Source organism: Paenibacillus sp. EB106-06-01-XG199 (genome assembly GCF_058791575.1).
This window is the reverse complement of record NZ_JBYTDQ010000002.1, coordinates 435,458-460,210: the sequence shown is the minus strand read 5'-3', so window position 1 is coordinate 460,210 and position 24,753 is coordinate 435,458. Positions and strand designations below refer to the sequence as shown.

The window sequence follows — 24,753 nt, the reverse complement described above, 5'->3', positions numbered from 1 at the left end:
AACGTCTATATATTTATAAACGAGAGCTCTCGGCGTTTATAATTTTATGTTTATTTTTATGGAGGGGAACCTAGTGTTAGGTAATAAGGTTGTACGAACAATTATTGCATCCAGAGTGCTGCTTCAGCTTGGAGTGTGGGTGCGCAATTTCGCGATACTCTTGTATGTGACGGAGATAACGGGCAATGATCCGTTTTACGTATCGCTGATTTCTGTAGCTGAATTTGCACCTATTTTTTTATTTGCATTGATCGGTGGTACGTTTGCGGACCGGTGGCGTCCGAAGAAAACGATGATTCTGAGCGACGGGTTATCCGCATTATCGGTGTTTGCAGTGCTTCTTGTAGTCTTAATGGGATCATGGAGAGCCTTGCTGCTGGCTACCTTTGTCTCGGCGGTGCTGTCACAATTCTCTCAGCCTTCCGCAATGAAGCTGTTTAAGCAGCATGTTCCCGAAGAACAGCTACAGGGTGTGATGGCCGTCTTCCAGTCGCTGACCGCTTTTTTTATGGTGATTGGCCCAATGATCGGTGCTTTTATATATGAACACTATGGTATTGAAACTTCACTTGCGATCATGGGAGTCATGTTTATCGGTTCGGCGCTGGTTCTGGGGCTGCTGCCTAAGGATATGCCGGATGAGACAGCCAGTGAGCGTAAGGGGATTGCCACGGAAATAAAAGCAGGCCTGCATTATGTGCGCTCCAGCGCGGTTTTGAGAAATTTGGGAATCTCGTTTGCATTTGCCGGGCTGGGAGCAGGGCTTGTTCAGCCTCTGGGTGTATTTGTGATGATTGAGAATCTGGGTAAGGACAGCAGCTTCCTGCAATGGATGATGGTGGTTAACGGAGCCGCAATGATGCTGGGCGGGACGCTTGTTATAGGAATCGGCAAAAAAGTAAAGCCGCAAATACTGCTGGCAGCAGGGCTGCTCATGAGTGCCGCAGGGACCATCGGTATGGGATCGGCGCATAATGTGTTGCTCGCAATATTGCTTCAAGCGTTGACTGGCTTCTTTTATCCTTGTGTTCATATCGGCATCAACACACTGATTCTGCAAAATACGGAGACTGCCTATATGGGCCGGGTAGGCGGAATTATGGGACCGATGTTTATGGGATTTATGGTCATCGGCATGTCCATGGCCGGATATCTGAAGGGAGTATTCTCGCTGTTCGCTGTTTTCACTGGGAGCGGTGTGCTGTTCTTGATGGGTACGCTGATTTTGCTCCCGCTGCTACGGATTAGAAAGTTAGCTTAATTTGAGGAGGGTATGACATTTGTCATACTCCCTCCTTGATATTTATGACTTACGGGGATGACACTTCCTTCTCTATAATGAAGTTAGATGAATGTGACCGGAACCGGACACATCCGAGGAGGAAACAAACACGATGACTACGAAACAGACGTCCCAGCTTTCCAGTTTGAAAAAAAGTGTGGCTCCCTACGAGAAAACAGACCGCAAAACAAGCGTAAGGCAGCTTATTAATACACTTGGACCGCTTGTCCTGTTATGGGCGGCTGCATATTTCAGCCTGTCTGTCTCCTACTGGCTTACCCTCCTGTTTGCGATTCCGGCAGCGGGGTTTGTGATCCGGACCTTTATTATTTTTCATGACTGCTGCCACGGTTCGTTCTTCAAAAGCCGTAAAGCCAACGATATCATAGGCACGATCACGGGAGTATTAACCCTGGTGCCTTATCGCCAGTGGAAACACAGTCATTCCATCCATCACGCCGGAAGCAGCAATCTTGAGAAAAGAGGCATCGGCGATATCTGGATTATGACAGTTGAAGAATATGAGGCTGCCAAGCCTTTGAAACGTTTATATTACCGGATTTACCGCAACCCGCTGGTGATGTTTGTAGCTGGACCTATCGTCGTTTTCCTGATCCAATACCGTTTTAATGCCAAAGGGGCAAGACGCAAGGAACGGCTGAATACTTACCTGACTAACATTTTGATCGCAGCGCTTTATAGTGGTTTGATTTTGGCCATCGGCTGGCAGGCATTTCTGCTGGTACAGCTGCCGATCGTATTTGTCTCCGGCTTCCTCGGCATCTGGTTATTTTATGTACAGCACCAGTTCGAGGATTCGTATTTTGAGCATGAGGACGAATGGAGTTATGTAAGTGCCGCAGTAGAAGGCAGCTCTTACTACAAACTGCCGAGACTTTTACAGTGGATCACCGGAAATATCGGGTTTCACCATGTCCATCATTTAAGTCCGAAGGTGCCGAATTATAATCTGGAGCTGGCCCATAATGCCACTCCGCCGCTGCAAAAAGCGACAACGATCACAATTGGCAGCAGTTTGAAGGCTCTTCATTTCCGTCTGTGGGACGAAGAGAATAGAAGATTTGTAGGCTTTAAGGAGATCAAAGCAAGACTGCGGGAGCCGAAGCCGGCAGTGGAAGCGTTAAAGGTACGCAAACCCGGACTTCAAGGCGAATAGCGCCATCCATATCTTAAAAATGACACTGTAACAGGAGAGGAAGCCAGAACCGCTGAACGCTGACCGGTGCTGAGCTTTCTCTTTTTTGTTGTGGGTTGCCGGTTACTGCAAAGTTTATGCTAAAATGGAGGTACAATATTGCTGGCAAAAAGGATGGCTAACATGCAGAAGTGGCACCATATATTCCATAAAAGTACAGGTCTGAGCCCTTATGTATGGGTCATTTTTTACATTCTTCCCTTCTATTTTATCTTTCGCTCGTCCTCCGTGGACCGGTGGGTATACGGAATTCTCATGATCATTGTATTTTTTGCCTGTTATGTCCTGGCCTTCAAATCAACGGGCTGGGTGGTCTACTTCTGGACAAGTGTGCAGATTATTGTTTCGATAACGATGACCTTGCTGTTCGGTTATATGTATTTTGCGTTGTTTCTGGCTTTTTTTATCGGGAATATCCAGAAGCGGGTCGGATTCTTTACGCTGTATTCAATTCATCTGCTGACCACGATTATCGCCATCAACTATGAACTGATTACACGCAATCCGGTATTCCTCTCCCAGCTCCCCTTTGTGCTTGTGAGTATGATTGCAGTGGTCCTGCTGCCTGCTACAACGTATAACCGCAACAATCAGGATAAGCTGGAGGTCCAGCTGGAGGATGCCCATAAACGGATCTCTGAACTCGTCATCATGGAGGAACGCCAGCGGATCTCCCGTGATCTGCATGATACACTGGGACAAAAGCTGTCGCTCATCGGACTCAAAAGTGATCTGGCCGGCAAGCTGATCAATAAAAATCCGGCGCAGGCTATCGTCGAAATTAACGATGTCCGCCAGACAGCGCGAACAGCGCTCAAAGAAGTCCGTGAGATGATTACACAGATGAGGGGCATCCGGCTAGAAGACGAGCTGGTGCGGATCCGGCAGCTCCTGCAGGCTGCGGAAATCGAGTTCGAGCTGGAAGGCAGTCCCAAGCTGAAGAATACTTCGCTAATTACGGAAAATGTGCTGAGCATGTGTATTAAGGAAGCTGTAACGAATGTGGTAAAGCACAGCGGTGCCACGGTTTGCAAAATTCTCATTGAACCCTCGCGCCTAGATTTGGTTGTTAAGATACAGGATAACGGCAAGGGAATTGAAGGGACTTCTTTATTTTATAAGGGCCATGGAATGCAGGGAATTCAAGAGAGGCTTGAATTTGTAAACGGTTTGTTGGACATTGTGAAGGACGGAGGGACAACAATTGTCATTAAAGTGCCCACAGTCATCCAGCAGACGGAACGGGAGGCGAATCACTGATGATCAAAATTGTAATTGCTGAAGATCAGCGCATGCTGCTTGGCGCCCTGGCTTCATTGCTGGACCTGGAAGAGGATATGAAAGTGGTGGGCCGGGCAGCTAATGGTGAAGAGGCTGTAAAGCTGGTCCAGCAGCTCAAACCGGATATCTGCATCATGGATATCGAAATGCCGGCAATGACCGGACTTGAGGCGGCAGAGGCGTTGAAGCAATCCGGCTGCAAAATCATGATTCTGACCACCTTTGCCCGGGCCGGATATTTCGAGCGCGCCGTTAAATCTGGCGTAAATGCCTATTTGCTGAAAGACAGCCCCAGTGAAGAGCTGGCTCTCTCGATCCGCAGCGTTATGGCTGGCAAACGGATGTATGCGCCGGAGCTTATGGACGAAGCTTACAGCAGCGAAGCCAATCCTCTGACCCAACGGGAGAAGGAAGTCCTGGGGCTGATTGCCGATGGCAAAAATACGAAGGAAATCGCCAGCCAGCTGTACATTACGACCGGTACGGTCCGCAATTATATTTCGGTTATTCTCGACAAGCTCGATGTGGGCAACCGGATTGAAGCGATTACTAGGTTCAAGGAAAAAGGCTGGTTCAAATGAGGATCACTGGGGGACTATCGGAGTCACCCTATTTTTTTGCTCATTTTCCGGGATTTCATCTGCAGAGGTGGGACGATTTTACTATTTTTGCCACGGATGAGGGATTGCCATTGGAACAGCAAACCATTTTTGTTAAGATAAATGCAAACATGTGATCTTATCCGTGTTAGTTGGTTAATAGAGGATATATCCAATTGTTTGCTTGATATCTTTCGATTTATTATGTTATCTCATTTGGGGAGGAAACTGATTTGCCTGAACTGACATCATCGTATGTAGATTCGCTTGCACCCAACGCCGCTGCCATGAAGAATGGCCAGGGGCTGGTGAAGAAGAAAAGCTTCGTGCAGTTGAACCGTTCGGAGAACGGGGAATTGCTGTTCGGGCAGTGCTCGGGAAGTGGCAAAACGCCTTATGAGTGCTCTGCGGACTTCATTGTGCCGGATAAGCCGGTGTTCCGCTGCACCTGCCCCAGCCGGCAGTTCCCCTGCAAACATGCGCTGGGCCTGCTGTATGCCTATGCCGAGGGTCAGCCTTTTACAATAGCTGATGTACCCGAGGACATCTCTGCCAAACGCGAGAAAGCCGAGAAACGTGAAGAGAACAAGGTGAAGCAAGCTGCCGAGGGCGGGGAAGCTAAGCCTAAGAAAGTTAATAAATCTGCGCTGAAGAAAAAGATCAACGCTCAGCTTGAAGGGCTTGATCTGCTGGAGAAGCTGGTCCTGTCGCTTATCCGCAGCGGATTGTCGACCATTGACAGCAAAACGCTGAAGACGATTAAAGAACATGTGAAGCAGCTTGGCAATTATTATTTGTCAGGAGCACAGATTGAGCTGCGCCGGTTCGCGCTGCTGCTGGATGAAGGCCGTGACCGTGAAGAGAGTTATACATATGCGATGGAGCAGTTGACACGGCTTCATGCTTTTATTAAGAAAGGCCGGGCTTATCTGACCGCGAGGAGTGAGGATCCCGAGCTTGCCCTGGATCATGAATCTACTATTGATGAATGGCTTGGACATGCCTGGCAGTTGTCTGAACTGAAGGAATACGGGCTGGTGAAGGAAGAGGTCGAGCTTCTGCAATTAGCTTTCTACAGCTACGATGATCTTGCCCGTCAGGAATATGTCGATCTAGGCTACTGGCTGGAAACGAACAGCGGAGAGATTCACCGGACGGTATATTATCGTCCTTATAAGGCAGCTAAACTGATGCGGGAAGAAGACAGCTTCTTTGAAGTTGGCCGGATCCCCTTGCTCTACAAATACCCCGGGGAGATGAATGCCCGGGTCCGATATGAAGAAATAACAGCGAGACCTGTTACTGAGGCTGATGTGCAGCAGGTCTACAGCAAGGCTCACCGCTCTTACGCGGAGGTGCTCAAGCAAGTAAAGAATCAGCTCAAGAATCCGCTGAGTGATAAATCGCCTGTGATGCTTCTGCATGCAGCAAGTCTTGGGGTAACCGAAAGCGGCCAGTATGTCATCACGGATGAATCCGGCAGCAGACTGGTGCTGGAGGATATCCCGTCGTTGCTTCAGGGGACGGTGGATTTACTGCCGTTTCTGCCAGCTTCCTTACTGACGGACTGTGCCATACTTGTGATGTTCGAGCATCATTTGGATTCAGGACGGCTGACTGCCCAACCGCTGACGATAATCAAGGATGAGGCGGTAACCCGGCTATTGTACTGACCAATCATTGAGATCATAAACATGATTTATATATCTATAGGGGGACAGCCCATGAGTACAGCATTATTGCAAGAGCTTCACCAAGAGGTGAGAAGACTTTATATCGCCGGAAGTGATCTGGCAGCCGGAGATTTCCGGCTGAAGCGTCTGCTTCCGCAGTTTCAGCAACTCGGTGAGCGTGCTCCAGTCTTCAAGAGACTGGGTGAGGGTATAACGGCTCTGATAGAACCCGGCAGTACAGCGGAACCGGTATCCGCTGCAAAGCTGCAGGAGCTGACGCTGCTGCTGGAATCGGTACTCTACACCCAGGGGGTTACGGCACCCGACGGAACTCCGGGTCCCTTGCGGGTGTTTTATTTCCCGGCTGAGACCCGGCTGCCTTACCGCAGGCTGGCCGCTGTGAGACAGGCATTGACCACGACGGGAAGCGGCAGATATGAGATCGTAATCGAAGCTTTTAAGGAAGGCGTATTTCAGGATATCCGCCTGCTTCCGCTGGCTATTGCCGCTTTGAAAGATCCGTATGCGGAGCTTGCCGAGTTTGCGGCGGCAGAGATACTTCCGTCTTACGGCCCGGCTATCGCCGATTATTTGATGGAGCACTTTAATCCGGCCGGCGGCAGAGGCGAGGTCCGCAAGCTGCAGGTGATTGGCAAAGTAGGGGGAGCCGGCGTGCTTGAGCAGATCTACGCAGCCGCAGAGAGCGGCAGCGACGATGTCCGGGTGGCGGCGATCGGATGTCTTGCCGGGCATGAAGCCTATATCCCGGCACTGCTGGAATGGACGGCGGACAAGAAGAAGACCATCCGGGAAGCTGCGTTTGCCGCTTTGGCCGCAGGCGGTTCCCTGCAGGGCGGGGAACGTCTGCTGGAAGCATTTTCGCTGAAGAAGGACCGGGCGCTGGTGGCGGAGGCGCTCTCCAAGTGGCCTTCTGCGGGGGTTGTATACCAGCTGTCGGTTCGATTTATAGAGGAGCTGCGTGAAGCTCCCCGGGATAACGAGGACAAGAAGAAGTCGGAAACATACTGGAATGGGATAGAACCCTATCTAACCGCTCTCCATAGCGAGCGGAATCCGCAGCTCGATGAAGCATACAGCTATGTGATCGGAGAATACACCCGTTTTGTCTCGTTTGGCTGGCTGCCGCTTATCGATCAGGCGGCCTGGTACACAGAAAAGTCGGATTCTGCGGAATCGCTGGAGCTGCTGAAGGGGCTGGCGAAACAAAACATGCGCTATCTGCCGAATGTTTTCCGTGCGGCTCAGCAGCAGTTGAACCCGGAGGAATTGTACAACCAGTTCGGCGGCACGATGATGAACAAGTTGAAATCAATCGTCTCGAAGGAGGCGGTGCAGCGTGACCAGCAGATTCTGGAAACGCTGGAGCGGCAGATTATGAATGTGGAACGGGTGGCTTACGAAACACCTTGGAGTTCTTCCAGAGACAGGCTCCAATACTCAAGAGAGATGATGCCTGCGGAGAGAATTGCCGCAGAGTGGGACCCGCGCTGGCTGGACTGGTTCATTGACCGTGACGCACTGGAGCTGGTATGCGCCTTTGCCCGGCCGGGGCATGAGCGTGCCCGCAGCTACCTCCTGGAGAAGCTCCAGGGGCAGAAGAAACGCAGGATGCAAGAATTTATGACGAATATCTTTATGGGTCTGGAGCGTGCGGATTTGCAAGAGGAGGAACGCCAGGAGCTCCTGATGTCTATGCTGGAGAACGATCGGCTATATAATCCTTATATCTTTGATTATTACGTATTCCAAATGATGCTCCGTTTCCCGGTCAGCTATATCAGCCGTATTGAAGCTATTGTTCCGGTATACAGGTACGAATGCGTACAGCAGCTTGAGTATTTGCTTAACCATTTACGGAGCCAAGAGTAAAGTCATTAGAGGGAGATGAGTATATGTCAACGGGACAAGAGCAGCTTCAGGATTACATGCGGCTGCCTGCGGAGGTATTATATCGTGAGGAGCTGGAAGCGCTGCGCAAGGAGGACAAAGGGAAGATTCCTGCCGGCTGGCAGATGTCTCCCCGGGCGGTGCTGACCTTCATAACTGGCGGCAAGGCCGGGAAAACGATCATTACACCGAAATATATCGGCAACTCAAGGTTGATTGAAATGGCGGTTGCCACCCTGGTCACTGACCGGGCGCTGCTTCTGATCGGTGAGCCGGGAACAGCCAAATCCTGGCTGTCTGAGAATCTGGCGGCGGCGATCTACGGCAACTCTGGGCTTGTTGTACAAGGGACCGCCGGAACCAGTGAAGAGCATGTGCGTTATTCCTGGAATTACGCGATGCTTCTGGCGAACGGTCCTACTCCGGAAGCGCTGGTCAAGAGTCCGATCATGCGCGCCATGGAGGACGGCGGAATCGCCCGCTTCGAGGAAATCTCCCGCTGTGCTTCCGAGGTGCAGGATGCACTGATCTCCATTCTGTCGGAGAAGACGATCTCTGTACCGGAACTGGGCAAGGAGGCGGGGGCCCGCAAGGGCTTCTCCATTATTGCCACAGCCAACACGCGGGACCGCGGAGTCAACGAAATGTCCGCCGCACTCAAACGGCGGTTCAATATTATTGTGCTGCCGGCACCTTCCGATCTTGAGACGGAGCTGGCCATCGTGAAGAAGCGGGTTGCGGAAATTGCTTCTTCGTATGAGCTGCAAGCTTCCGTTCCGGCGGATGAGGCACTGCTGAAGGTGGTTACCATCTTCCGGGAGCTGCGCAGCGGCATGACGTTAGACAAGAAGGAGAAGGTGAAGTCACCGGCTGGGGTTATCTCTACGGCAGAAGCCATTTCTCTGCTGACCAACAGTATGGCGCTGGCAGCAAGCTTCGGTAGCGGAGAGCTGACTGACGATGATCTGGCCGCCGGACTTCAGGGAGCAATTGTCAAAGATGATGACAAGGATAAGCTGGTCTGGAAGGAATACCTGGACAATGTGATGAAGAAAAAAGGAGCAGAGTGGCGCGGCCTGTACCAGGCTTGTAAGGAGATGAACGAGTGATTAAGGCTGCTGAAGCTGGAGTGCATATTTTCGGGGTGCGGCATCTGTCACCGGGCGGCGCAAAGCATCTGCTGGAATACCTGGATCAGCTTCAGCCGACAGCGGTGCTGATCGAAGGGCCTAGCGATGCTTCCGATGAAATCCGCCATCTGACACATAAAGTTACGAAACCCCCGGTGGCGATTTTGGCCTTTACCGATGAGCTGCCGGTGCGTACCGTTCTCTGGCCTTTTGCCGTCTATTCCCCGGAATATCAGGGCATGAAGTGGGCTAAGGAGAATGGAGCGGAGGCGTTATTTATTGACTTGCCTTCTTCGGTAACGCTAGGCTTGCAGGATATGAAGAGACAGCAACGGGGCAACGGGCAGGAAGCTAAGCCCGCTGCTGTTGAAGCCGAAGAACCTTCTACAGCAGAAATGCAGGACGAAGAATCGCTCTACAGCCGGATTGCCCGGCTGGCAGGCGAGTATGATTATGACATGTACTGGGAGCGGAATTACGAGCATAATGCGAATGCCGGGGCATACCGTGCAGCGGTCCTATCCTTCTCCGCACAAATGCGTGAACTGGCGGAAGAGAAGGAGCTGCAGGAGCAGCCGTCCGAATATGCCTACAATGCGCTGCGTGAGTCTTATATGAGGCGGCAGATCAAGAAGATGATTGCCGCCGGGCATGAGCCGCAGAAGATCGTTGTCATCTGTGGTGCCTACCATGCTTCGGCTCTAGCCGATCTTTCGGAGAGCATGAGTGATGAAGAACTGGCTGCGCTGCCTTCACGCAGTACGAAGCTGACGCTGATGCCTTATTCGTATTACAAGCTGTCCACGATGTCCGGCTATGGCGCGGGGAACGGGGCTCCCCATTATTTCCAAATGATGTGGGAAGCCATGGCAGCCGGGCGGCCGGAGGAGCTGCCGCATCTGTACCTGTCTTCGGTGGCACGCCGTGTGCGCGGCTCCGGCACACACCGCTCAACCGCAGAGGTTATTGAAGCGGTCCGGCTGGCGGAGTCGCTGGCGTCGCTGCACGGCGGCAGTGCACCCACGCTGCGGGATCTGCGCGATGCCGCACAGACGCTTCTCGGCCACGGTGAGCTGTCGGTTGTAGCCGAAGCTCTGGCCAGAGTAGACGTTGGCACCGCCATTGGCAGCCTTGCCGAAGGGGTCAGTCAGACTCCGATTCAGGATGATCTGAACAGGCTGCTCAAGCGTTATAAACTGGAGAAATACAAATCAACGGTAGCCAGTGAACTGTCGCTCGATCTCAGGGAGAACCGCAGGGTGTCAAGCGTTGAGGCAGCCTATCTGGACCTGCACCGTTCTGTGCTGTTCCACCGTCTCACTCTGCTCGGCATTTCATTTGCCAAGAACCGGCCAAGCGGTCAGGAGGGAGCTACCTGGGCTGAGCATTGGGTGATCCAGTGGTCGCCGGAGGTGGAGATACAGGTTGTAGAATCCACCCTGCTGGGAGAGACGGTGGAAGTGGCCGGAGCCTATGTGCTGCGTGAACGGCTGCAGGAATGCCGCTCTATCGCCGAAGCTTCGGCACTCATCCGTATTGCCTGTCAGTGCGGCATGACTGCCCAGATGGAGGAGGCCAGCAGAGTACTGCAGAATCTGGCTGCCCTCAGCCGGGATGTGGTGGGCATCGCAGCGGCCGCCAGCGAGCTGTCGACGATTATCAGCTTTGGTGACATCCGCAAGGTGGATACCGCGCCGCTGGTACCGCTGATGGAGGAGTTGTTCCGGCGCGGCTGCCTGTTCCTGCTGGATGCCAGCGGCTGCAACGACGAAGCGGCCGGCAGCATGCTGACTGCCATCAATGAGCTGAACGGAATTTCACTTGAGCATGGCGAAACGCTGGATGAAGGTTTATGGCTGCAGGAGCTGCAGCAATTAGCGGAGCGGGATGACCGCAATCCGCGGCTGTCCGGCTTCGCCTGCGCCATTCTGATGGAGCGGGCTGCAATTTCTGCGGAGGAAGTTGCAGCGGAAGTATCGCGCAGATTATCTCCGGGGATACCCGCCGATCTTGGAGCCGGCTGGTTTGAAGGGCTCTCCATGCGCAACCGGTACGGACTGCTGTCGCGCATGAGCCTGTGGGAACAGCTGAACAACTATATCAATGCTCTTGCGGATGATGAATTCAAGCGTGCACTCGTCTTTCTGCGCCGGGCATTCAGCACCTTCTCTCCACGGGAGAAGACGATGATTTCCGAGCTGCTGGGCGAGCTGTGGGGTGTGAATGTGGAGCAGGCCGCAGAGATTCTCACCGGGGAGCTGAAGGAGGAAGAGGCCAAAATGCTGGATGAGCTGAATGATTTTGACTTCGGTGACTTTTAGATGACGGCGGAGAACAGGCAGGAGAATACGGTATCCCGCTGGCGGCTGATTCTGGGTCAGGAAGCGGAAGAAGCGTTGTCAGGCTATGGCGAAGGCGGCCGGCTTGCGCTGACAGAAGAGGAATTGATTATGGATGCAGCGCTTGCCGCCATCTATGATGAGACCGGTGCCGGGAGCAGCTCCGGGAATGCCGGCACCGCTAAGGGCAAAGGTGCCGGAACGGGGCGGAGCGCAGTCCACCTCTCGAAATGGCTCGGGGATGTGCGCAATTTTTTCCCGGAAGATGTAGTTTCGATTATTCAGAGCGATGCGATGGAGCGTAAGGGCTGGAAGCAGCTGCTGTTCGAGCCGGAGCTGCTGGCTGCCGTGAAGCCGGATATCAAGCTGATTGGTACCCTTTTATCGCTAAAGGGCAAGATCCCGGAGAAGACCAAAGACACAGCAAGAATGCTGGTTCAGGCGCTGGTCGACGAACTGGTCAAGCTGCTGGAGACGGATATCCGCCGGGCAGTGACAGGGGCTTTGAATAAGCGGCAGCACTCTCCTCTGCCATCGCTCAGCGGGCTGGACTGGAAGCTGACCATACAGCGGAACCTGAAACATTATGACACAGAACGACGGATCATTATCCCCGAGCGGTTTTATTATTTTGACCGGGCGCGCCGCAGCAAAGAGTGGACGGTAATTGTTGACATTGACCAGAGCGGTTCCATGGCCGACTCCATTATCTGGGCTTCGGTCATTGGCTCGATCTTCGCCAGCATCCCGGCGCTTAACACCCGTGTAGTAGCTTTTGATACAGAGGTTGTCGATCTTACTGAACAATGCGCCAATGATCCCGTAGACATGCTATTCGGCATTCAGCTGGGCGGCGGCACGGATATCCATAAATCGGTGAAGTACTGTGAGCAGTTCATTGAAGAGCCTAAGAAGACACTCTTTATCATCGTCTCGGATCTGTATGAGAACGGCAATCAGGCCGGGCTGGTGCGGCGGATGCGCGAGCTGCGCGAGGCGGGAGTCCGGACGATGACCCTGCTGGCTCTGTCGGATGAAGGGAAACCTTCCTATGATGAACGTCTGGCGGCGCAGCTGTCACGGGATGGAACCCCGTGTTTTGCCTGCACACCTGCGCTGCTGCCGGCACTGGTAGAAGGCGCACTGAAGGGGCAGGATTTGGGCGAGCTGGCCAAACGTCTGGGAGCTTCATAATCCTAGAGCAGTTTGGGGGCAACTGTTAGTTGAAACTGAGTCAATATCGGTGTACCGGAAGGTGACGAAACTGTTCAAATTCCCGACTCTTGCCTCCAAGTCTTTTCTTTCATGGAACACAGGACGAGAATATTCCTTATGCAACCGTGGAGGAATTCGTAGATGCCATGAGAAAAGCCGGCAATGACTCACGTCTGGTTCGGTTTGAAGGGCTAGGTCATGGATTCTTTAATTATGGTAATTATGATAATATTCCGTACCAGCGGACTCTTCAGGAGATCGTGAAATTCCTGGATGAATTGGGCTATATTTATTAAAGGAAATACTTACTTTTCGTTCACATATTGTGTAAGCTGCGTATATCATTTATAATCGGTTATTAAAAAGCACCTATCAATAGGAGCTGCTTGAAAGGAAATGAATTTCTTATGTCAAGTAAGTTAAGAGCGGGTATCGTCGGCGGTACTGGCATGGTGGGTCAACGGTTTATTGCACTCCTTGAGAATCACCCCTGGTTTCAGGTGACAGCTATTGCGGCCAGTGCGAATTCAGCAGGCAAAACGTATGAACAATCGGTCAAAGGCAGATGGAAGCTGTCTACACCTATGCCTGAAGCAGTGAAGAGCATCATGGTACAGGATGCTTCCAAGGTAGAGGAAGTGGCTGCGGATGTGGATTTGATCTTCTGCGCCGTGGATATGAAGAAGGAAGAGATCAAAGCGCTGGAAGAAGCTTATGCGCGTACCGGTACGCCGGTAATCTCTAACAACTCTGCGCACCGCTGGACTCCGGATGTTCCAATGGTGATTCCGGAAATCAACCCGGAGCATCTTGAGGTCATTGCACAGCAGCGCAAACGTCTGGGTACGGAAACCGGGTTCATTGCCGTGAAACCGAACTGCTCGATTCAGAGCTACATGCCCATTCTCCATGCATTAAACGAGTTCAAGCCTTCGAAGGTTGTCGTAACAACTTATCAGGCAATTTCCGGCGCTGGCAAAACGTTTGCCGATTGGCCGGATATGGTGGATAACGTGATTCCGTTCATCGGCGGCGAAGAAGAGAAGAGTGAGCTGGAGCCGCTGCGGATCTGGGGAACCGTTACTGACGGAGGGATTGTCAAAAGCGAGCAGCCAGTGATCACTTCACAATGTATCCGTGTGCCTGTTGCTGACGGCCATATGGCTGCAGTATTTGCTTCCTTTGAGCAGAAGCCGTCCAAGGAAGAAATTCTTGAACGCTGGAATAGCTACAAAGGACGTCCGCAGGAACTGGAACTGCCAAGCGCACCCAAACAATTCATCACCTATTTCGAAGAGGAAAACCGTCCTCAGACTCAGCTCGACAGAGATATCGAGAACGGCATGGGTATTTCTGCCGGCAGACTCCGCGAGGATTCGCTGTACGACTATAAATTCGTCGGCCTGTCTCACAACACTGTGAGAGGCGCTGCCGGAGGAGCCGTGCTGATTGCCGAGCTGCTGAAGGCTGAAGGTTATATTCAGCCGAAATAAACCGCCTTAATTACCGAATTTCTTCCGCTGAATAACAACCCGCCGGACTCGTACCGGCGGGTTGTTTGTGTATTTTCCTGACACATTGCCTATAGTAATGGTAAGATAGAGAAATGCAAGGCGAAAACTGAATACTGACGGAGTGATATTGTGGCAAAAAGCAAAGGCGGCGGCACAGGCAGAGGAACAGGCAGTAAGGGCTGGACGCGCTGGAACAAAACGGCAAAGCCGGTGAAACCGAAAGGCGTAGCTCCCGGCAGCCAAGGAAGCAAAGGAAATGCATCTGCCAAGAGCAGCGGGGGAACTCCATCCGGTCGCAGCAAATAACAGAGCGTAGTGCTCATAGATTATGTGAACTGAAGCATCTGATTTTGTACGCTGAAATCAGATGTTTTTCATTTCCGGGACGGAAGCGGGAGCAGTATGAGAATTAATAAGTATATCAGCGAAACGGGGCTTTATTCGCGCAGAGAGACGAACCGGATGATCACCGCCGGGCGGATTTCTGTCAACGGAGAGGTTTGTGAACCGGGTACCACCGTAGAGCCGGGGGATGTTGTAGCGATTGACGGACAGACCGTAACCCCCAGCAAGGAGAAACCCGTATATCTGGCACTCAATAAGCCTGTTGGGATCACTTGTACCGCTGCGCGGCAGGTGGAGGGCAATATTATAGATTTTGTCGGCTATCCCTCACGGATCTTTGCTGTTGGCCGACTGGACAAATATTCTGAAGGTCTGATCCTGATGACCAATGACGGAGAAATCGTGAATACGATGATGCGTTCGGAGAATGGACATGAGAAGGAATACAGGGTAACTGTGGATAAGCCGGTGAGTGAAACCTTCCTGCAGGACATGTCCTCCGGTGTCGCGATTCTGGGTACGGTGACCAAACCTTGCGTGACCTATGCGGTTAGTGAATATGAGTTCGGAATCATTTTGACCCAAGGGCTGAACCTGCAAATTCGCCGCATGTGCAAAGAGCTGGGCTACAGAGTGCTTAGACTGGAGCGGATACGAATTATGAATATTAGTCTGATCGGACTGGAACGGGGACATTGGAGACATTTGGGCGAGGAAGAGCGGGAGGAGCTTTTTTCCCGGTTGAATAGATAAGCAACAGCTGAATGCAGCCAAAATAATCCGCATCAGAACGCTACTCTCAGCGGGCTGTGCGGATTCTTATATTTATAAGCATTTATACGCTTCACGCTATAAATTAACCTTCTATTTCTCGCTGAAACAGTTACCGTCCGTTTGAGGACGCGAAGCCGTATCCACTTGTATCATGGATCCTCACGACAGTATCTTCGGTTCAAATTGCTTGTTATACAAATCCCTGTAGACCCCGTCATTCTTCAGCAGCGAGTCATGTGTGCCTTCTTCGACGATCGCACCGGCCTTAACCACCAGAATCGTATCAGCAGCCATAATCGTGGACAGCCGATGAGCGATAACGAGGCTGGTCTTGTTCAGGAGCAGCACATGCATGGCCTGCTGGATATAGTATTCCGACACCGTATCGAGCGAGGAGGTGGCCTCATCCATGATGATAATCGGCGGATTCTTGAGCAGCACCCGGGCAATGGAGATTCGCTGCTTTTCACCGCCGGACAGTTTGATGCCCCGGTTACCCACAACCGTATCATAACCTTCAGGCAATTCCATAATAAAATCATGAATATAAGCGGATCTGCAGGCATCCATGATCTCTGCTTCGCTGGCCTCTGGATTTGCGTACAGCAAATTTTCCTTGATCGTTCCGTTGAACAGATAGGTATCCTGCGTCACCAGGCCAATCTGGGAGCGAAGCGAGTCCAGTGTGAAATCGCGGATATCCTTGCCGCCGATGGTGATCGCACCGGAATCAAGCTCGTAGAGGCGCGGGATGAGGTTCGTGATCGTTGTTTTGCCGGCCCCGCTGGGCCCGACGAGGGCGGTTAGGGTTCCGGCAGCAGCCGTGAAGGAAATATGGCGGAGCGCCGGTTTATCCTGCAGATAAGCGAAGTTTACGTCACGGAATTCGATGTCCTTCCCGGAAGCGTTGATGTGCAGGGCAAGCGGAGAATCGACAATCTGTGGGTCCATGTCAAAATAATCAAAGATCCGCTCAAAAAGCGCCGCGGAGCGTTTAATATCGACATACAAATTCGTCATTTGCAAGACCGGCCCGTACAGTCTGCCGAGTAAGGCGACAAAAGTGATGATCGTTCCGACTGTTAGCTCACCTTGGATGAACAGATATCCGCCATACAAGTAGATCAGCAGCGGTCCAATGCTGGTAAAAGTGGAGAGGACCATCATGAACCAGCGCCCGGCCATTGATTGGCGGATTTGCAGGTGTGTAGCTTCTGCATTAATCGTTTTAAAATTTGAATATTCCGCTTCTTCTTTGGTGAACAGCTTCATTAACAAATAGCCGCTGATACTTAACGTTTCCTCAATGACTTCATTCTGTTCGGAGAATTTCTCCTGTGTTTTTTTAGCCAGCTTCCAGCTCAAATTGCCCATTTTACGGGTAGGCAATATGAATAGAGGAATAACAAATATTCCAAGCAGCGCCAGCTTCCAATTCATAATAAAGAGCGTCACCGCAGTGGTGGCAAGAATAAATAAATTACTGGCAAAATTAACAATCGTGTTGCTGAACACACCTTGAATTCCCGAGATATCGCTAGTCATCCGGGTGATGACTTCCCCCTGTTTGACACTGGAATAGAATTGCAGCGGCATCCGCTGGAGATGACTATACATCTGGTTTTTCATATCATGGACGATATTTTGTGATATAAAAGAATTCAAATAATTTTGCAGCACTCCCAGCAGTCCCGAGACAACGGTTGCGCCTAATGAAGCCAGAACCAGCAACAACAGCAGATGCAGATTTTTGTCCGGCAGCGCCTGGTCGATAATATGCTGGATCAGGATGGGCGGCAATAGCCCCAGAACTGCAGAAACACATAAAACGATCATAACCAGCAGCGTTTGCTTCCAGTAGGGAAGAAAATACTTGGAAATCCGCAGCAGAAGCTGCTTGGAAATCTTCGGATGCAGCTCATCATCATCAAATTTTAGCTTGCCATGCCCAGGCCCGCCAACAAATCCTGCTGCACCAAAACCTCTTGACATTACACATCACCAGCTTTGTATGGAATTTTGTTATTAAGTCTCTTGCTCCTGTGCCTGCGCCAGCTTGCCGAGCAGTTGTCTGTTCATCCGCAGGAGGGTTTCAATCTCTTCCCCGGAAAACTGCTCCAGTGCCGATCCCAGTACTTTATAGGAAAAAGCCTCCTCGTTGTACCGCTTGCACAGCTCTTCTCCGGCAGGAGTAATATGTAGTTTGGTTTCTCTGCGGTCCTGTTCCGAAATGACCCGGGTGACCAAATTTTTCTCTGCCAGAGCATCAATGTGAGTGCTTACCCGGCTCTTGGCAAAAACCAGCCGTTCAGTAACTTCCTTCTGTGTTTGGCCCGGGTTGTCTTGAATGGAGTTCAGGATGCCGATCTGATGCACCGTCAGCCCCAGCTTTGCTGCACTTTGGTGTGCAAGCTTCTTGAGCTGCCGGGACACCGCGAAAAAGGAATGATAAACCTCACTCGTCTGCTGCGGATCGATCATTTGTGCGGACCCCCTTCACTGAATATAGTTACGTTTGTGAACAGTTTACAAAGTAAACTAATAATACACCTGAAACAGCGGGATGTAAATGCTATAATTTACCTACCATTGTATAAAGGAGTAAAGCATGAATATTGACCAAAAAGGTTTTGAAGTAAAAGGCTTAAGCTACATCATCAGATCCGCCGACCCAGCAGATGCAGCGAATTTATCGCAATTAAGGCTGCAGATTGATGGAGAAACCGAAAACATGGACAGAGTTCAGGGTGAGGGAGTTATCGACACTTCCGGCTTTGAACAATTGATCGCCCGGGATACGGAAGATGACAGAAACTTATTTTTAGTGGCGGAAGCTGAGGGCAAAATTGTGGCATTTTCGAGATGTGAGGGGAATCATCTTACAAGATTCTCGCATAAAGTGGAATTCGGAATCTGTACAGCGCGGGAGTATTGGGGGTTTGGCATCGGTAAACATCTTTTGGAACAGTCGCTGGCTTGGGCAGACGCGAACGGAATCACTAAGATCGTATTGTATGTATTGGAAACAAACGAAAAAGCTGTGCAGCTGTATAAAAGGTTCGGATTTGAAATCGAAGGGGTCATCACGAAGGACCGGATTCTTTCTGACGGCAACTACTATAACACGATAGTTATGGGAAGGTTTAAGCTATAAGTATCCCCAATAAAAAACGCAGGACCGTCTGTTACGGTCTCTGCGTTTTTTTATAATGGGCAGCTCTGAAGTCATGTATACCGGATAATCTGCAACAAATTTTTTGCAGCTGCGCTAATGTCATCCGCCCGGGCAATGGCTGAGATGACGGATACTCCATCGGCTCCGGCTCCGATAACCGGCTGGGCATTACCCGGCGTAATTCCGCCAATGCCGACCAGCGGGATGGTAAGGCCGCAGCGCCGCAGCTCTTCAATGACCCGGGTGCCTTGCACGGCCTCGGCATCGTCTTTGGAGGAGGTCGGATAGACCGGGCCAACTCCGAGGTAGTCTGCACCATCGGCGATGGCCTGCCGGGCTTCAGGCTGTGTATGGGCGGAGACGCCGATAATCTTGTGATCGCCGAGCCGCTGACGGATGGAGCGGGCCGGCTCATCCTCTTGTCCGACATGGACACCGTCGGCATCAAGCGCGATTGCCAGCTCAATATCATCGTTCACGATGAAGGGGACACGATGCTCGCGGCATATCTGCTGAAGTTGTTTGGCCAGGTTGAATGCTGCTGTTCCGTTCAGCGCCCCGTGGCCTTTTTCCCGGAACTGAAACAGCGTAATTCCGCCTTCAATGGCCTGTGTCAATGTGTCAGCTGGTGAAATCCGGCAGTTGACACTGCCCATTATAAAGTACAACTTTAGGACCTTCCGCATGTCTTCGCTGTCGATTCTCTTCATCTCACATTTCCCCGCATTCTTCTGTTGCCATAAGCAAAATGATTTGTCGGCCCATGCCCTGCACCAATGCCAAGACTGTCTTCGATGGCCGCCTGGATAAAAGCTTTCGCGGTATGGATTGCTTCCTTAACGGTGTTGCCCTGTGCCAATCCGGCCGCCGCTGCCGCCGAGAAGGTACAGCCCGTTCCATGGGTATGCCGCGTGGAGATGCGCGGGCTTTCCAGATAGATAAACTCGTTTCCGTCATACAACAGATCGAGAACTCCTGTCGTTCCGTCATCATGGCCGCCCTTTAGAACAACAACGCGGGCGCCCATGGAATGGATGAGCACCGCTGCCTGTTCACGGTCCGCCAAGCCGGAAATCTTCATCCCGGTCAAACTTTCCGCTTCCGGTATATTAGGTGTTGCCACCAGTGAGAGCGGCAGCAATTCGGTAATCAGCGCCTGCACGGCTTCCTGCTGCAGCAGCGGTGAGCCGCCTTTGGCGATCATAACCGGGTCAACCACCAGCTTATCCCAGCCATACTGGTGTACCTTCCCGGCAACGGCGCGGATGATTTCACCGCTAAAAAGCATGCCGGTCTTGACCGCATCCGGCTGCAGATCACTTCCGACCGAGTCAAGCTGTGCAGTGACAGCTTCTGCTCCGAGCGGGTATACGCCCTGTACTCCGAGAGTGTTCTGTGCAGTCACAGCGGTAAGTGCCGACATGCCGTACACGCCAAGCTCCTGGAATGTTTTCAGATCGGCCTGGATGCCTGCGCCGCCGCCGCTGTCGGAGCCGGCGATTGTCAGCGCTTTGAATACTTTTGTCATGTAGTCCACTCCTTTGCCGCAAGAATTATAGTGTGAGCAGCTGTACCCGTGATCTCTCCTTGTAGGTGTCCGGTGTGACCAGGGACAGCTGGTTGAGGAATTCAATTTGGAAGGCGCCGGGGCCTTTAAGAGCTGTCCGTTCGGCTGCGAGCTCGGCCGCGACACCATAGAAGGAGAGCGCCTCGGCAGCCGCTTCCAGCCATGACCCGCCGCTGACCGCCAGAAAAGCTCCGACTACGGCGCTGAGCAAGCAGCCCGTACCGGTGACTTTGGTCAGGATGGGATCACCGTTGCTGACGACGTAGGTGCTGATACCGTCGGTAATTATGTCATCTTTCCCGGTAATGATGACCACACATTCCAGCTTTCGAGCTGCTTTATTCGCCAAAGCGATGACATCGCCATCGCCCGCACCGGCATCAACGCCCTTGATGGCCCAGCTTTCCCCGGCAACATGGGCTACCTCAGCAACATTGCCGCGCAGGGCGGTAATGTGCAGCTGCTGGACCAGCTTATGCGTGACCTCGGTGCGGTAGGCGGTAGCACCGGCTCCAACCGGGTCCAGCACCAGCGGTACCTTATGGCGCCCAGCCGCTTGCCCGGCCAGCACCATCGAGGTGATGGCATGCTCGTTCAGCGTGCCGATGTTAAGCACGACAGCTCCCGACATCGCGGCGATGTCCGCCACCTCCTCATGGGCATCAGCCATGAAGGGTGAAGCCCCCAGGGCCAGCAGCCCGTTGGCGGTAAAGTTGGCCACCACAATGTTGGTGATGTTGTGCACCAGCGGATTGACTTCACGTAATTTAGCTAAATAACTCATTAGTAGTCCTCCTCAAAGTACCTCTGGATTAGTTCCCGTAACGAATGGTCCACGATATATGTCCCCTACAAAAGTCCCCATACATGAATCTCTAAACTTCGGCCCTTAGAATATAGCTCCTACAGATTAATAAAAGCTTCCTTGCTGTCCATTTCTCCGGTCAACAGTCCGTTCTCGGACAGCCACGTGTGCACGTTCTCCCAGGATTTCTCCTCCTGCTGTCCAAAAGGCAGTTTTCCTGCATCCATCAGCGGCAGAAGGATTTCCAGACTTTTTCTCTCGATTGCTTGGTCGAGCGGGGCGGTAGCGTCTTCGTGTGCAAACAATATTTCAAGTGCCTGCTGAGGCTGTTCCTGTACGAATTGCTGTCCTTTGCGTGCCGCATTCATGAACCTCCGGTAGTCCTCCTCAGAATCCAACAAGCCCTGTTCACTGGCAACAAGCACAAGCTCATAATAGTCCGGTACTCCGTAGTCCGTCGGATCGAATGAAGTGACGGGGTGTCCTTCTTTTTCCAATATCAATGCCTCATGATTTATAAATCCGCCGATAATGCCGTCTGCGCGTCCGGTAGAAAGGGCAGGAATAAGATCGAATCCAACATCAATCAGGTTCAGTGAAGCTGGATCGCCTCCGTCGTATTTGACCATTGTCCGGAGCATCGCTTCATACAAGGGAATGGAGGAGTATCCGGCATTTTTGCCTGTGAGCTCTTTCGGGCCGGTTATCCCGCTCTCTGCGGGGACCAGAAGATGATTGAGCGGATGCCTTACGAGCGCTGCGACAGATTTTACAGGTATTCCTTCACCCCGCGCCATTAGTACCTGTGGTTGGTAGCTGAGAGCCAGATCGACTTTGCCTGCGGCGACAAGCTTCAAAGCATCATTGCTGTCCGCCGGCATTTGAATGTCCACCTCAAGCCCTTCTTCGGCAAAATAGCCATTCTGCTGAGCAGCATACAGGAAGGAATGAACAGCGTTCGGATACCAGTCGAGCATTATAGTCAGCTTGTGTGGTTTGTCGCTGGAATTCTCTGAAGAAGCGGCGGAGGTATCCGGGTCTTTTGCGCTGGTGCAGCCGCTTAAGAGGGTAAGCAGGCACAATAACAAGAAGAAGTATGGAATAAGGCGGTGTATTTTCTTATGTGTGGAATGATTGCGATACAGCTTAGGATGGGTCATCGGTAAAATCCTCTTTTCTGCAAAATGAGTTTTTCGAGCACAGCGATACTGAGAAACAAGGCTACACCCAAAGCGGACAGCAGCAAAACGGCGGCGAACATTTCTGCACTTTGCAGATTGCCGGCCATCCGGCGGCTGAAATAACCAAGCCCCCGGCTGCCGCCCAGCCATTCCCCGATCGTCGCTCCGATCACACAGTAGACGATGGACAGCTTAAGTCCGGAGAAAAAGGAGGGCAGCGCCAGCGGAATTTGTGTCTTGCGCAGAATCTGCCAGCGGTTTGCCCCAAGCGTCAGGAGCAGGTCTCTGTACAGGCTGCCGCTTTGCCGCAGGCCGTCATAGACGGCTACCACAACCGGGAAAAAGGCAGTCAGAAAGACGACAGCAACCTTGCCCCACAGGGTATAGCCGAACCACATAATAAAAATAGGTGAGAGCGCGATCAGCGGAATGGTCTGGCTGATAATCAGCATGGGATAAAGTGCTTTGGCGAGCGGAGCGAACATATGCATGCCGGTACCCAGCAGTGTTCCGCAAACAACCGAGAGGGCAAACCCGGTCAGTGTCTCCTGCAACGTGGCGGGTAAATGCTCTCCGAACAGCAGCCCCCGCTTTTCAATCAGCGCTGTCCAGATTGCACTTGGCGCCGGGAGAATAAATGAAGGGATCATGTTCAGCTGTGCTGTGATCTCCCATGCCGCAATAAGCAGCCCCACAAGCAGTAGAAAGGGGCCATAAGTCCGCAGCTGTTTCTTATACCATAGAGCTCTCATGCAATCTACGCTCCAAATCCTCCCGCAGGGCAACAAACTGCGGTTCATAATTCATTTTGTAATGTCTGGGTCTTGGCAAAGTGACGATCAGCTCCTGCAGTCCGCCGCCAGAGCCGCCGGTCATCAAATAAATCCGGTCGCTGAGCAGCAGTGCTTCTTCAAGATCATGAGTGATGAACAGAACGGACTTATCGAGCCCGCCCCACAGCTCCAGCAGCCAGCGGTGCATCTCCCGTTTGGTGATCGCGTCCAGCGCTCCAAACGGCTCGTCAAGCAGCAGCAGTTCGTTGCCTGCAGCTAGTGTGCGCAGCAGGGCGACCCGCTGGCGCATCCCGCCGGACAGCTCCTGCGGATAAGCATTTTCCTTGCCGGAAAGGCCAAAGCGGTCCAGCATTCCGCGGATCCGGGCGAGTGCCTCATGCCGGCTGGAGTCCTGCTTCAGCTCCCAGGGAAGCAGGCAATTGTCCAGCACGGTCCTCCAAGGCAGCAGCAGATCCTGCTGCGGCATATAAGCGATCTGTCCAAGCCGCGGGCGTGTCGAAGGAGAGCAGCGTCCATGTACGGTTATTTCACCCCCGGATGGCTCTAGCAGGCCGGCAATGATTTTGAACAGTGTGCTTTTCCCGCAGCCGCTGGCTCCAACAACGGAAATGAATTCGCCTTGGCGGACGGTCATTGAAAGACCGGAGAATACCGGATTCCTAGTCGCTGCAAACGAATAAGCCAGGTTGGTTATAGTGAGCATATTGGAATGTGGAAACCTCCTACGGGCGTAGTTTGTTTGACGATACTTGTCTGATCGGCGGCAACAGCAAACACAAGAAAGACCCATTCATTTCCGGAGGAAATAAATGGGTCTGAACGTCACAGTCAGTTAGCTTAGTGCGGCTCCGCTGAACAATTCTGCTCCACTTCCCTCCGCTGGTATGATCCAGATCAGGTTCCAAGGGTCCGGAGCTTAAAGCTCCGTCTCAGTCGGCCGACTCCCCTAGTGAAATAACAGGTCAATATTGAATTTGCAATTGCTAATTAATATACCATATCCGGACTGAAGATGTAAAAAAATTGATGAAGCGGCAGTACTTTTGGGCAAGATAAGCAAGTGTCCATGCAGTGAAAATATAGGGATTTTGAAAGGGGATCATGTGATGAAGAAGCTTAGTCTGACTATCCTGCTGCTGCTAACCCTGCTTGCGGCAGGGGCATGCGGCAATAATAACAATACAGCGCCTGCGGCTACTGCCGCGCCCACAGAAGGAGCGGCGGCTCCGGCCGGGGAGAACTCACTGGAAGCTGTTAAAGCGAGTGGCAAGCTGCGTATTGGTACGGAAGGGACATATGCTCCGTTTACTTTTCATGATGCAGAGGGCAAGCTTACCGGTTTTGATGTGGAGATTGCCAAGGAGATTACGAAACGGCTGGGGGTGGAACCCGAATTTGTAGAGACCCAATGGGATGGCCTGTTTGCCGGCATGGATGCCAAACGTTTTGATACGATATTCAACGAGGTTTCGATCACGGATGAACGCAAGGTGAAATATGATTTCTCTGAGCCGTATATCGTCTCCAAGGGTGTGCTGATCGTGCGCGAGGATAACAAGGATATTACAGCCTTCGCGGACCTTAAAGGCAAGAAGGCAGGTCAATCGCTGACCAGTAACCTGTCCGATATCGCCCGGGAGAACGGTGCGGAGATCGTCGCTGTGGATGGCTTCAACCAGGCCATAGACCTGCTGACCTCGGGCCGGATTGATGCGACTGTAAATGACGGTTTGTCCTATCTTGACTTAAAGAAGCAAAAACCCGATGCGAAGATCAAGCAGGTGGATGAAACGGCCGAGGGATCGCAGAGTGCGGCAGTTTTCCTCAAAGGAAACGAAGAGCTGGTTAATGCTGTCAGCGATGCGCTGGCTGAAATGAAGAGCGATGGAACCTATCTGAAAATATCGGAGAATTACTTTGGGGCGGATGTGTCCAAATAACAAATGGAACTGGTG

General features: G+C 52.1%; 22 protein-coding genes, 1 pseudogene and 1 riboswitch. Of the genes and pseudogenes, 15 read left to right on the top strand and 8 right to left on the bottom strand.

Annotated elements, in window-relative coordinates:
* Positions 1 to 73: 73 nt before the first annotated feature.
* The 13 genes and pseudogenes from AC3WT9_RS07990 to AC3WT9_RS07930 all read left to right on the top strand — a co-directional run bounded on the left by AC3WT9_RS07990 (position 74) and on the right by AC3WT9_RS07930 (position 15,255).
* Complete coding sequence (locus AC3WT9_RS07990; protein ID WP_341092549.1) at positions 74 to 1,261, top strand: MFS transporter; 1,188 nt, start codon at positions 74 to 76, stop codon at positions 1,259 to 1,261.
* 133 nt (positions 1,262 to 1,394) lie between these two features.
* On the top strand, positions 1,395 to 2,459 hold the full coding sequence (gene desA / locus AC3WT9_RS07985) for a Delta(5) desaturase DesA (protein WP_341092550.1): 1,065 nt from the start codon (positions 1,395 to 1,397) through the stop codon (positions 2,457 to 2,459).
* Between the two features lie 162 nt (positions 2,460 to 2,621).
* Positions 2,622 to 3,758 (top strand): sensor histidine kinase, encoded by a 1,137-nt coding sequence (locus AC3WT9_RS07980; RefSeq protein ID WP_341097651.1) that lies wholly within the window; start codon positions 2,622 to 2,624, stop codon positions 3,756 to 3,758.
* Positions 3,758 to 4,360 (top strand): response regulator, encoded by a 603-nt coding sequence (locus tag AC3WT9_RS07975; protein ID WP_341092552.1) that lies wholly within the window; start codon positions 3,758 to 3,760, stop codon positions 4,358 to 4,360. Before AC3WT9_RS07980 ends, AC3WT9_RS07975 begins: the two co-directional genes overlap by 1 nt.
* A 251-nt stretch (positions 4,361 to 4,611) precedes the next feature.
* On the top strand, positions 4,612 to 6,051 hold the full coding sequence (locus AC3WT9_RS07970) for an SWIM zinc finger family protein (protein ID WP_341092553.1): 1,440 nt from the start codon (positions 4,612 to 4,614) through the stop codon (positions 6,049 to 6,051).
* Positions 6,052 to 6,102: 51 nt separating this feature from the next.
* Complete coding sequence (locus AC3WT9_RS07965) at positions 6,103 to 7,941, top strand: HEAT repeat domain-containing protein (RefSeq protein ID WP_341092554.1); 1,839 nt, start codon at positions 6,103 to 6,105, stop codon at positions 7,939 to 7,941.
* 23 nt (positions 7,942 to 7,964) lie between these two features.
* Positions 7,965 to 9,068, top strand: a complete 1,104-nt coding sequence (locus AC3WT9_RS07960) for an AAA family ATPase (protein WP_076111361.1) — start codon at positions 7,965 to 7,967, stop codon at positions 9,066 to 9,068.
* A complete protein-coding gene (locus AC3WT9_RS07955; protein WP_445935386.1) occupies positions 9,068 to 11,410 on the top strand; it encodes a DUF5682 family protein in 2,343 nt (780 codons plus the stop codon). Before AC3WT9_RS07960 ends, AC3WT9_RS07955 begins: the two co-directional genes overlap by 1 nt.
* Positions 11,411 to 12,622: a VWA domain-containing protein gene (locus tag AC3WT9_RS07950; protein ID WP_341092558.1), complete on the top strand. Its 1,212-nt coding sequence runs from the start codon at positions 11,411 to 11,413 to the stop codon at positions 12,620 to 12,622.
* An 86-nt stretch (positions 12,623 to 12,708) separates the two neighbouring features.
* Positions 12,709 to 12,939 (top strand): annotated as a pseudogene (locus tag AC3WT9_RS07945) (dienelactone hydrolase family protein); the annotation flags it as partial.
* 111 nt (positions 12,940 to 13,050) lie between these two features.
* Positions 13,051 to 14,136: an aspartate-semialdehyde dehydrogenase gene (gene asd / locus AC3WT9_RS07940; protein ID WP_341378361.1), complete on the top strand. Its 1,086-nt coding sequence runs from the start codon at positions 13,051 to 13,053 to the stop codon at positions 14,134 to 14,136.
* 147 nt (positions 14,137 to 14,283) lie between these two features.
* Entirely contained in the window at positions 14,284 to 14,463 is a 180-nt protein-coding gene (locus tag AC3WT9_RS07935; RefSeq protein WP_341097652.1) for a DUF3934 domain-containing protein, read from the top strand.
* 96 nt (positions 14,464 to 14,559) lie between these two features.
* Positions 14,560 to 15,255, top strand: coding sequence for a pseudouridine synthase (locus AC3WT9_RS07930; RefSeq protein WP_341378362.1), 696 nt, complete (start codon positions 14,560 to 14,562; stop codon positions 15,253 to 15,255).
* Positions 15,256 to 15,435: 180 nt separating this feature from the next.
* Here AC3WT9_RS07930 and AC3WT9_RS07925 read toward each other — a convergent pair whose 3' ends face one another.
* Together AC3WT9_RS07925 and AC3WT9_RS07920 are read right to left on the bottom strand one after the other, a co-directional pair.
* Positions 15,436 to 17,268, bottom strand: coding sequence for an ABC transporter ATP-binding protein (locus tag AC3WT9_RS07925; protein WP_341378363.1), 1,833 nt, complete (start codon positions 17,266 to 17,268; stop codon positions 15,436 to 15,438).
* Between the two features lie 33 nt (positions 17,269 to 17,301).
* Positions 17,302 to 17,757, bottom strand: a complete 456-nt coding sequence (locus AC3WT9_RS07920) for a MarR family winged helix-turn-helix transcriptional regulator (protein ID WP_341092563.1) — start codon at positions 17,755 to 17,757, stop codon at positions 17,302 to 17,304.
* Between the two features lie 127 nt (positions 17,758 to 17,884).
* Between AC3WT9_RS07920 and AC3WT9_RS07915 the strand changes: the two genes are divergently transcribed.
* Entirely contained in the window at positions 17,885 to 18,430 is a 546-nt protein-coding gene (locus AC3WT9_RS07915; RefSeq protein ID WP_341092564.1) for a GNAT family N-acetyltransferase, read from the top strand.
* Between the two features lie 71 nt (positions 18,431 to 18,501).
* Here the strand turns inward: AC3WT9_RS07915 and thiE are convergent, their stop codons facing one another.
* From thiE to AC3WT9_RS07885, 6 genes are all read right to left on the bottom strand, one after another.
* Positions 18,502 to 19,161 (bottom strand): thiamine phosphate synthase, encoded by a 660-nt coding sequence (thiE, locus tag AC3WT9_RS07910; protein WP_341092567.1) that lies wholly within the window; start codon positions 19,159 to 19,161, stop codon positions 18,502 to 18,504.
* Complete coding sequence (gene thiD / locus AC3WT9_RS07905) at positions 19,158 to 19,979, bottom strand: bifunctional hydroxymethylpyrimidine kinase/phosphomethylpyrimidine kinase (protein ID WP_341092568.1); 822 nt, start codon at positions 19,977 to 19,979, stop codon at positions 19,158 to 19,160. Before thiD ends, thiE begins: the two co-directional genes overlap by 4 nt.
* 25 nt (positions 19,980 to 20,004) lie before the next feature.
* The gene (gene thiM / locus AC3WT9_RS07900) at positions 20,005 to 20,802 is read right to left on the bottom strand and encodes a hydroxyethylthiazole kinase (protein ID WP_341092569.1); all 798 of its coding nucleotides are present in this window, start codon (positions 20,800 to 20,802) and stop codon (positions 20,005 to 20,007) included.
* Between the two features lie 119 nt (positions 20,803 to 20,921).
* Positions 20,922 to 21,983: an ABC transporter substrate-binding protein gene (locus AC3WT9_RS07895; RefSeq protein WP_341378365.1), complete on the bottom strand. Its 1,062-nt coding sequence runs from the start codon at positions 21,981 to 21,983 to the stop codon at positions 20,922 to 20,924.
* Positions 21,980 to 22,756 (bottom strand): ABC transporter permease, encoded by a 777-nt coding sequence (locus AC3WT9_RS07890; protein ID WP_341092571.1) that lies wholly within the window; start codon positions 22,754 to 22,756, stop codon positions 21,980 to 21,982. The genes AC3WT9_RS07895 and AC3WT9_RS07890 overlap by 4 nt, the downstream gene beginning before the upstream one ends.
* Complete coding sequence (locus AC3WT9_RS07885; protein ID WP_341092572.1) at positions 22,737 to 23,501, bottom strand: ABC transporter ATP-binding protein; 765 nt, start codon at positions 23,499 to 23,501, stop codon at positions 22,737 to 22,739. The genes AC3WT9_RS07890 and AC3WT9_RS07885 overlap by 20 nt, the downstream gene beginning before the upstream one ends.
* Positions 23,502 to 23,652: 151 nt before the next feature.
* Positions 23,653 to 23,756: riboswitch (TPP riboswitch) on the bottom strand.
* Between the two features lie 148 nt (positions 23,757 to 23,904).
* On the opposite strand from AC3WT9_RS07885, the gene AC3WT9_RS07880 reads away from it, so the two are divergent.
* Positions 23,905 to 24,738 carry an amino acid ABC transporter substrate-binding protein gene (locus tag AC3WT9_RS07880; RefSeq protein ID WP_341378366.1) on the top strand — a complete coding sequence of 278 codons (834 nt, stop codon included), beginning with the start codon at positions 23,905 to 23,907 and terminating at the stop codon, positions 24,736 to 24,738.
* The last annotated feature ends 15 nt before the right edge of the window (positions 24,739 to 24,753 follow it).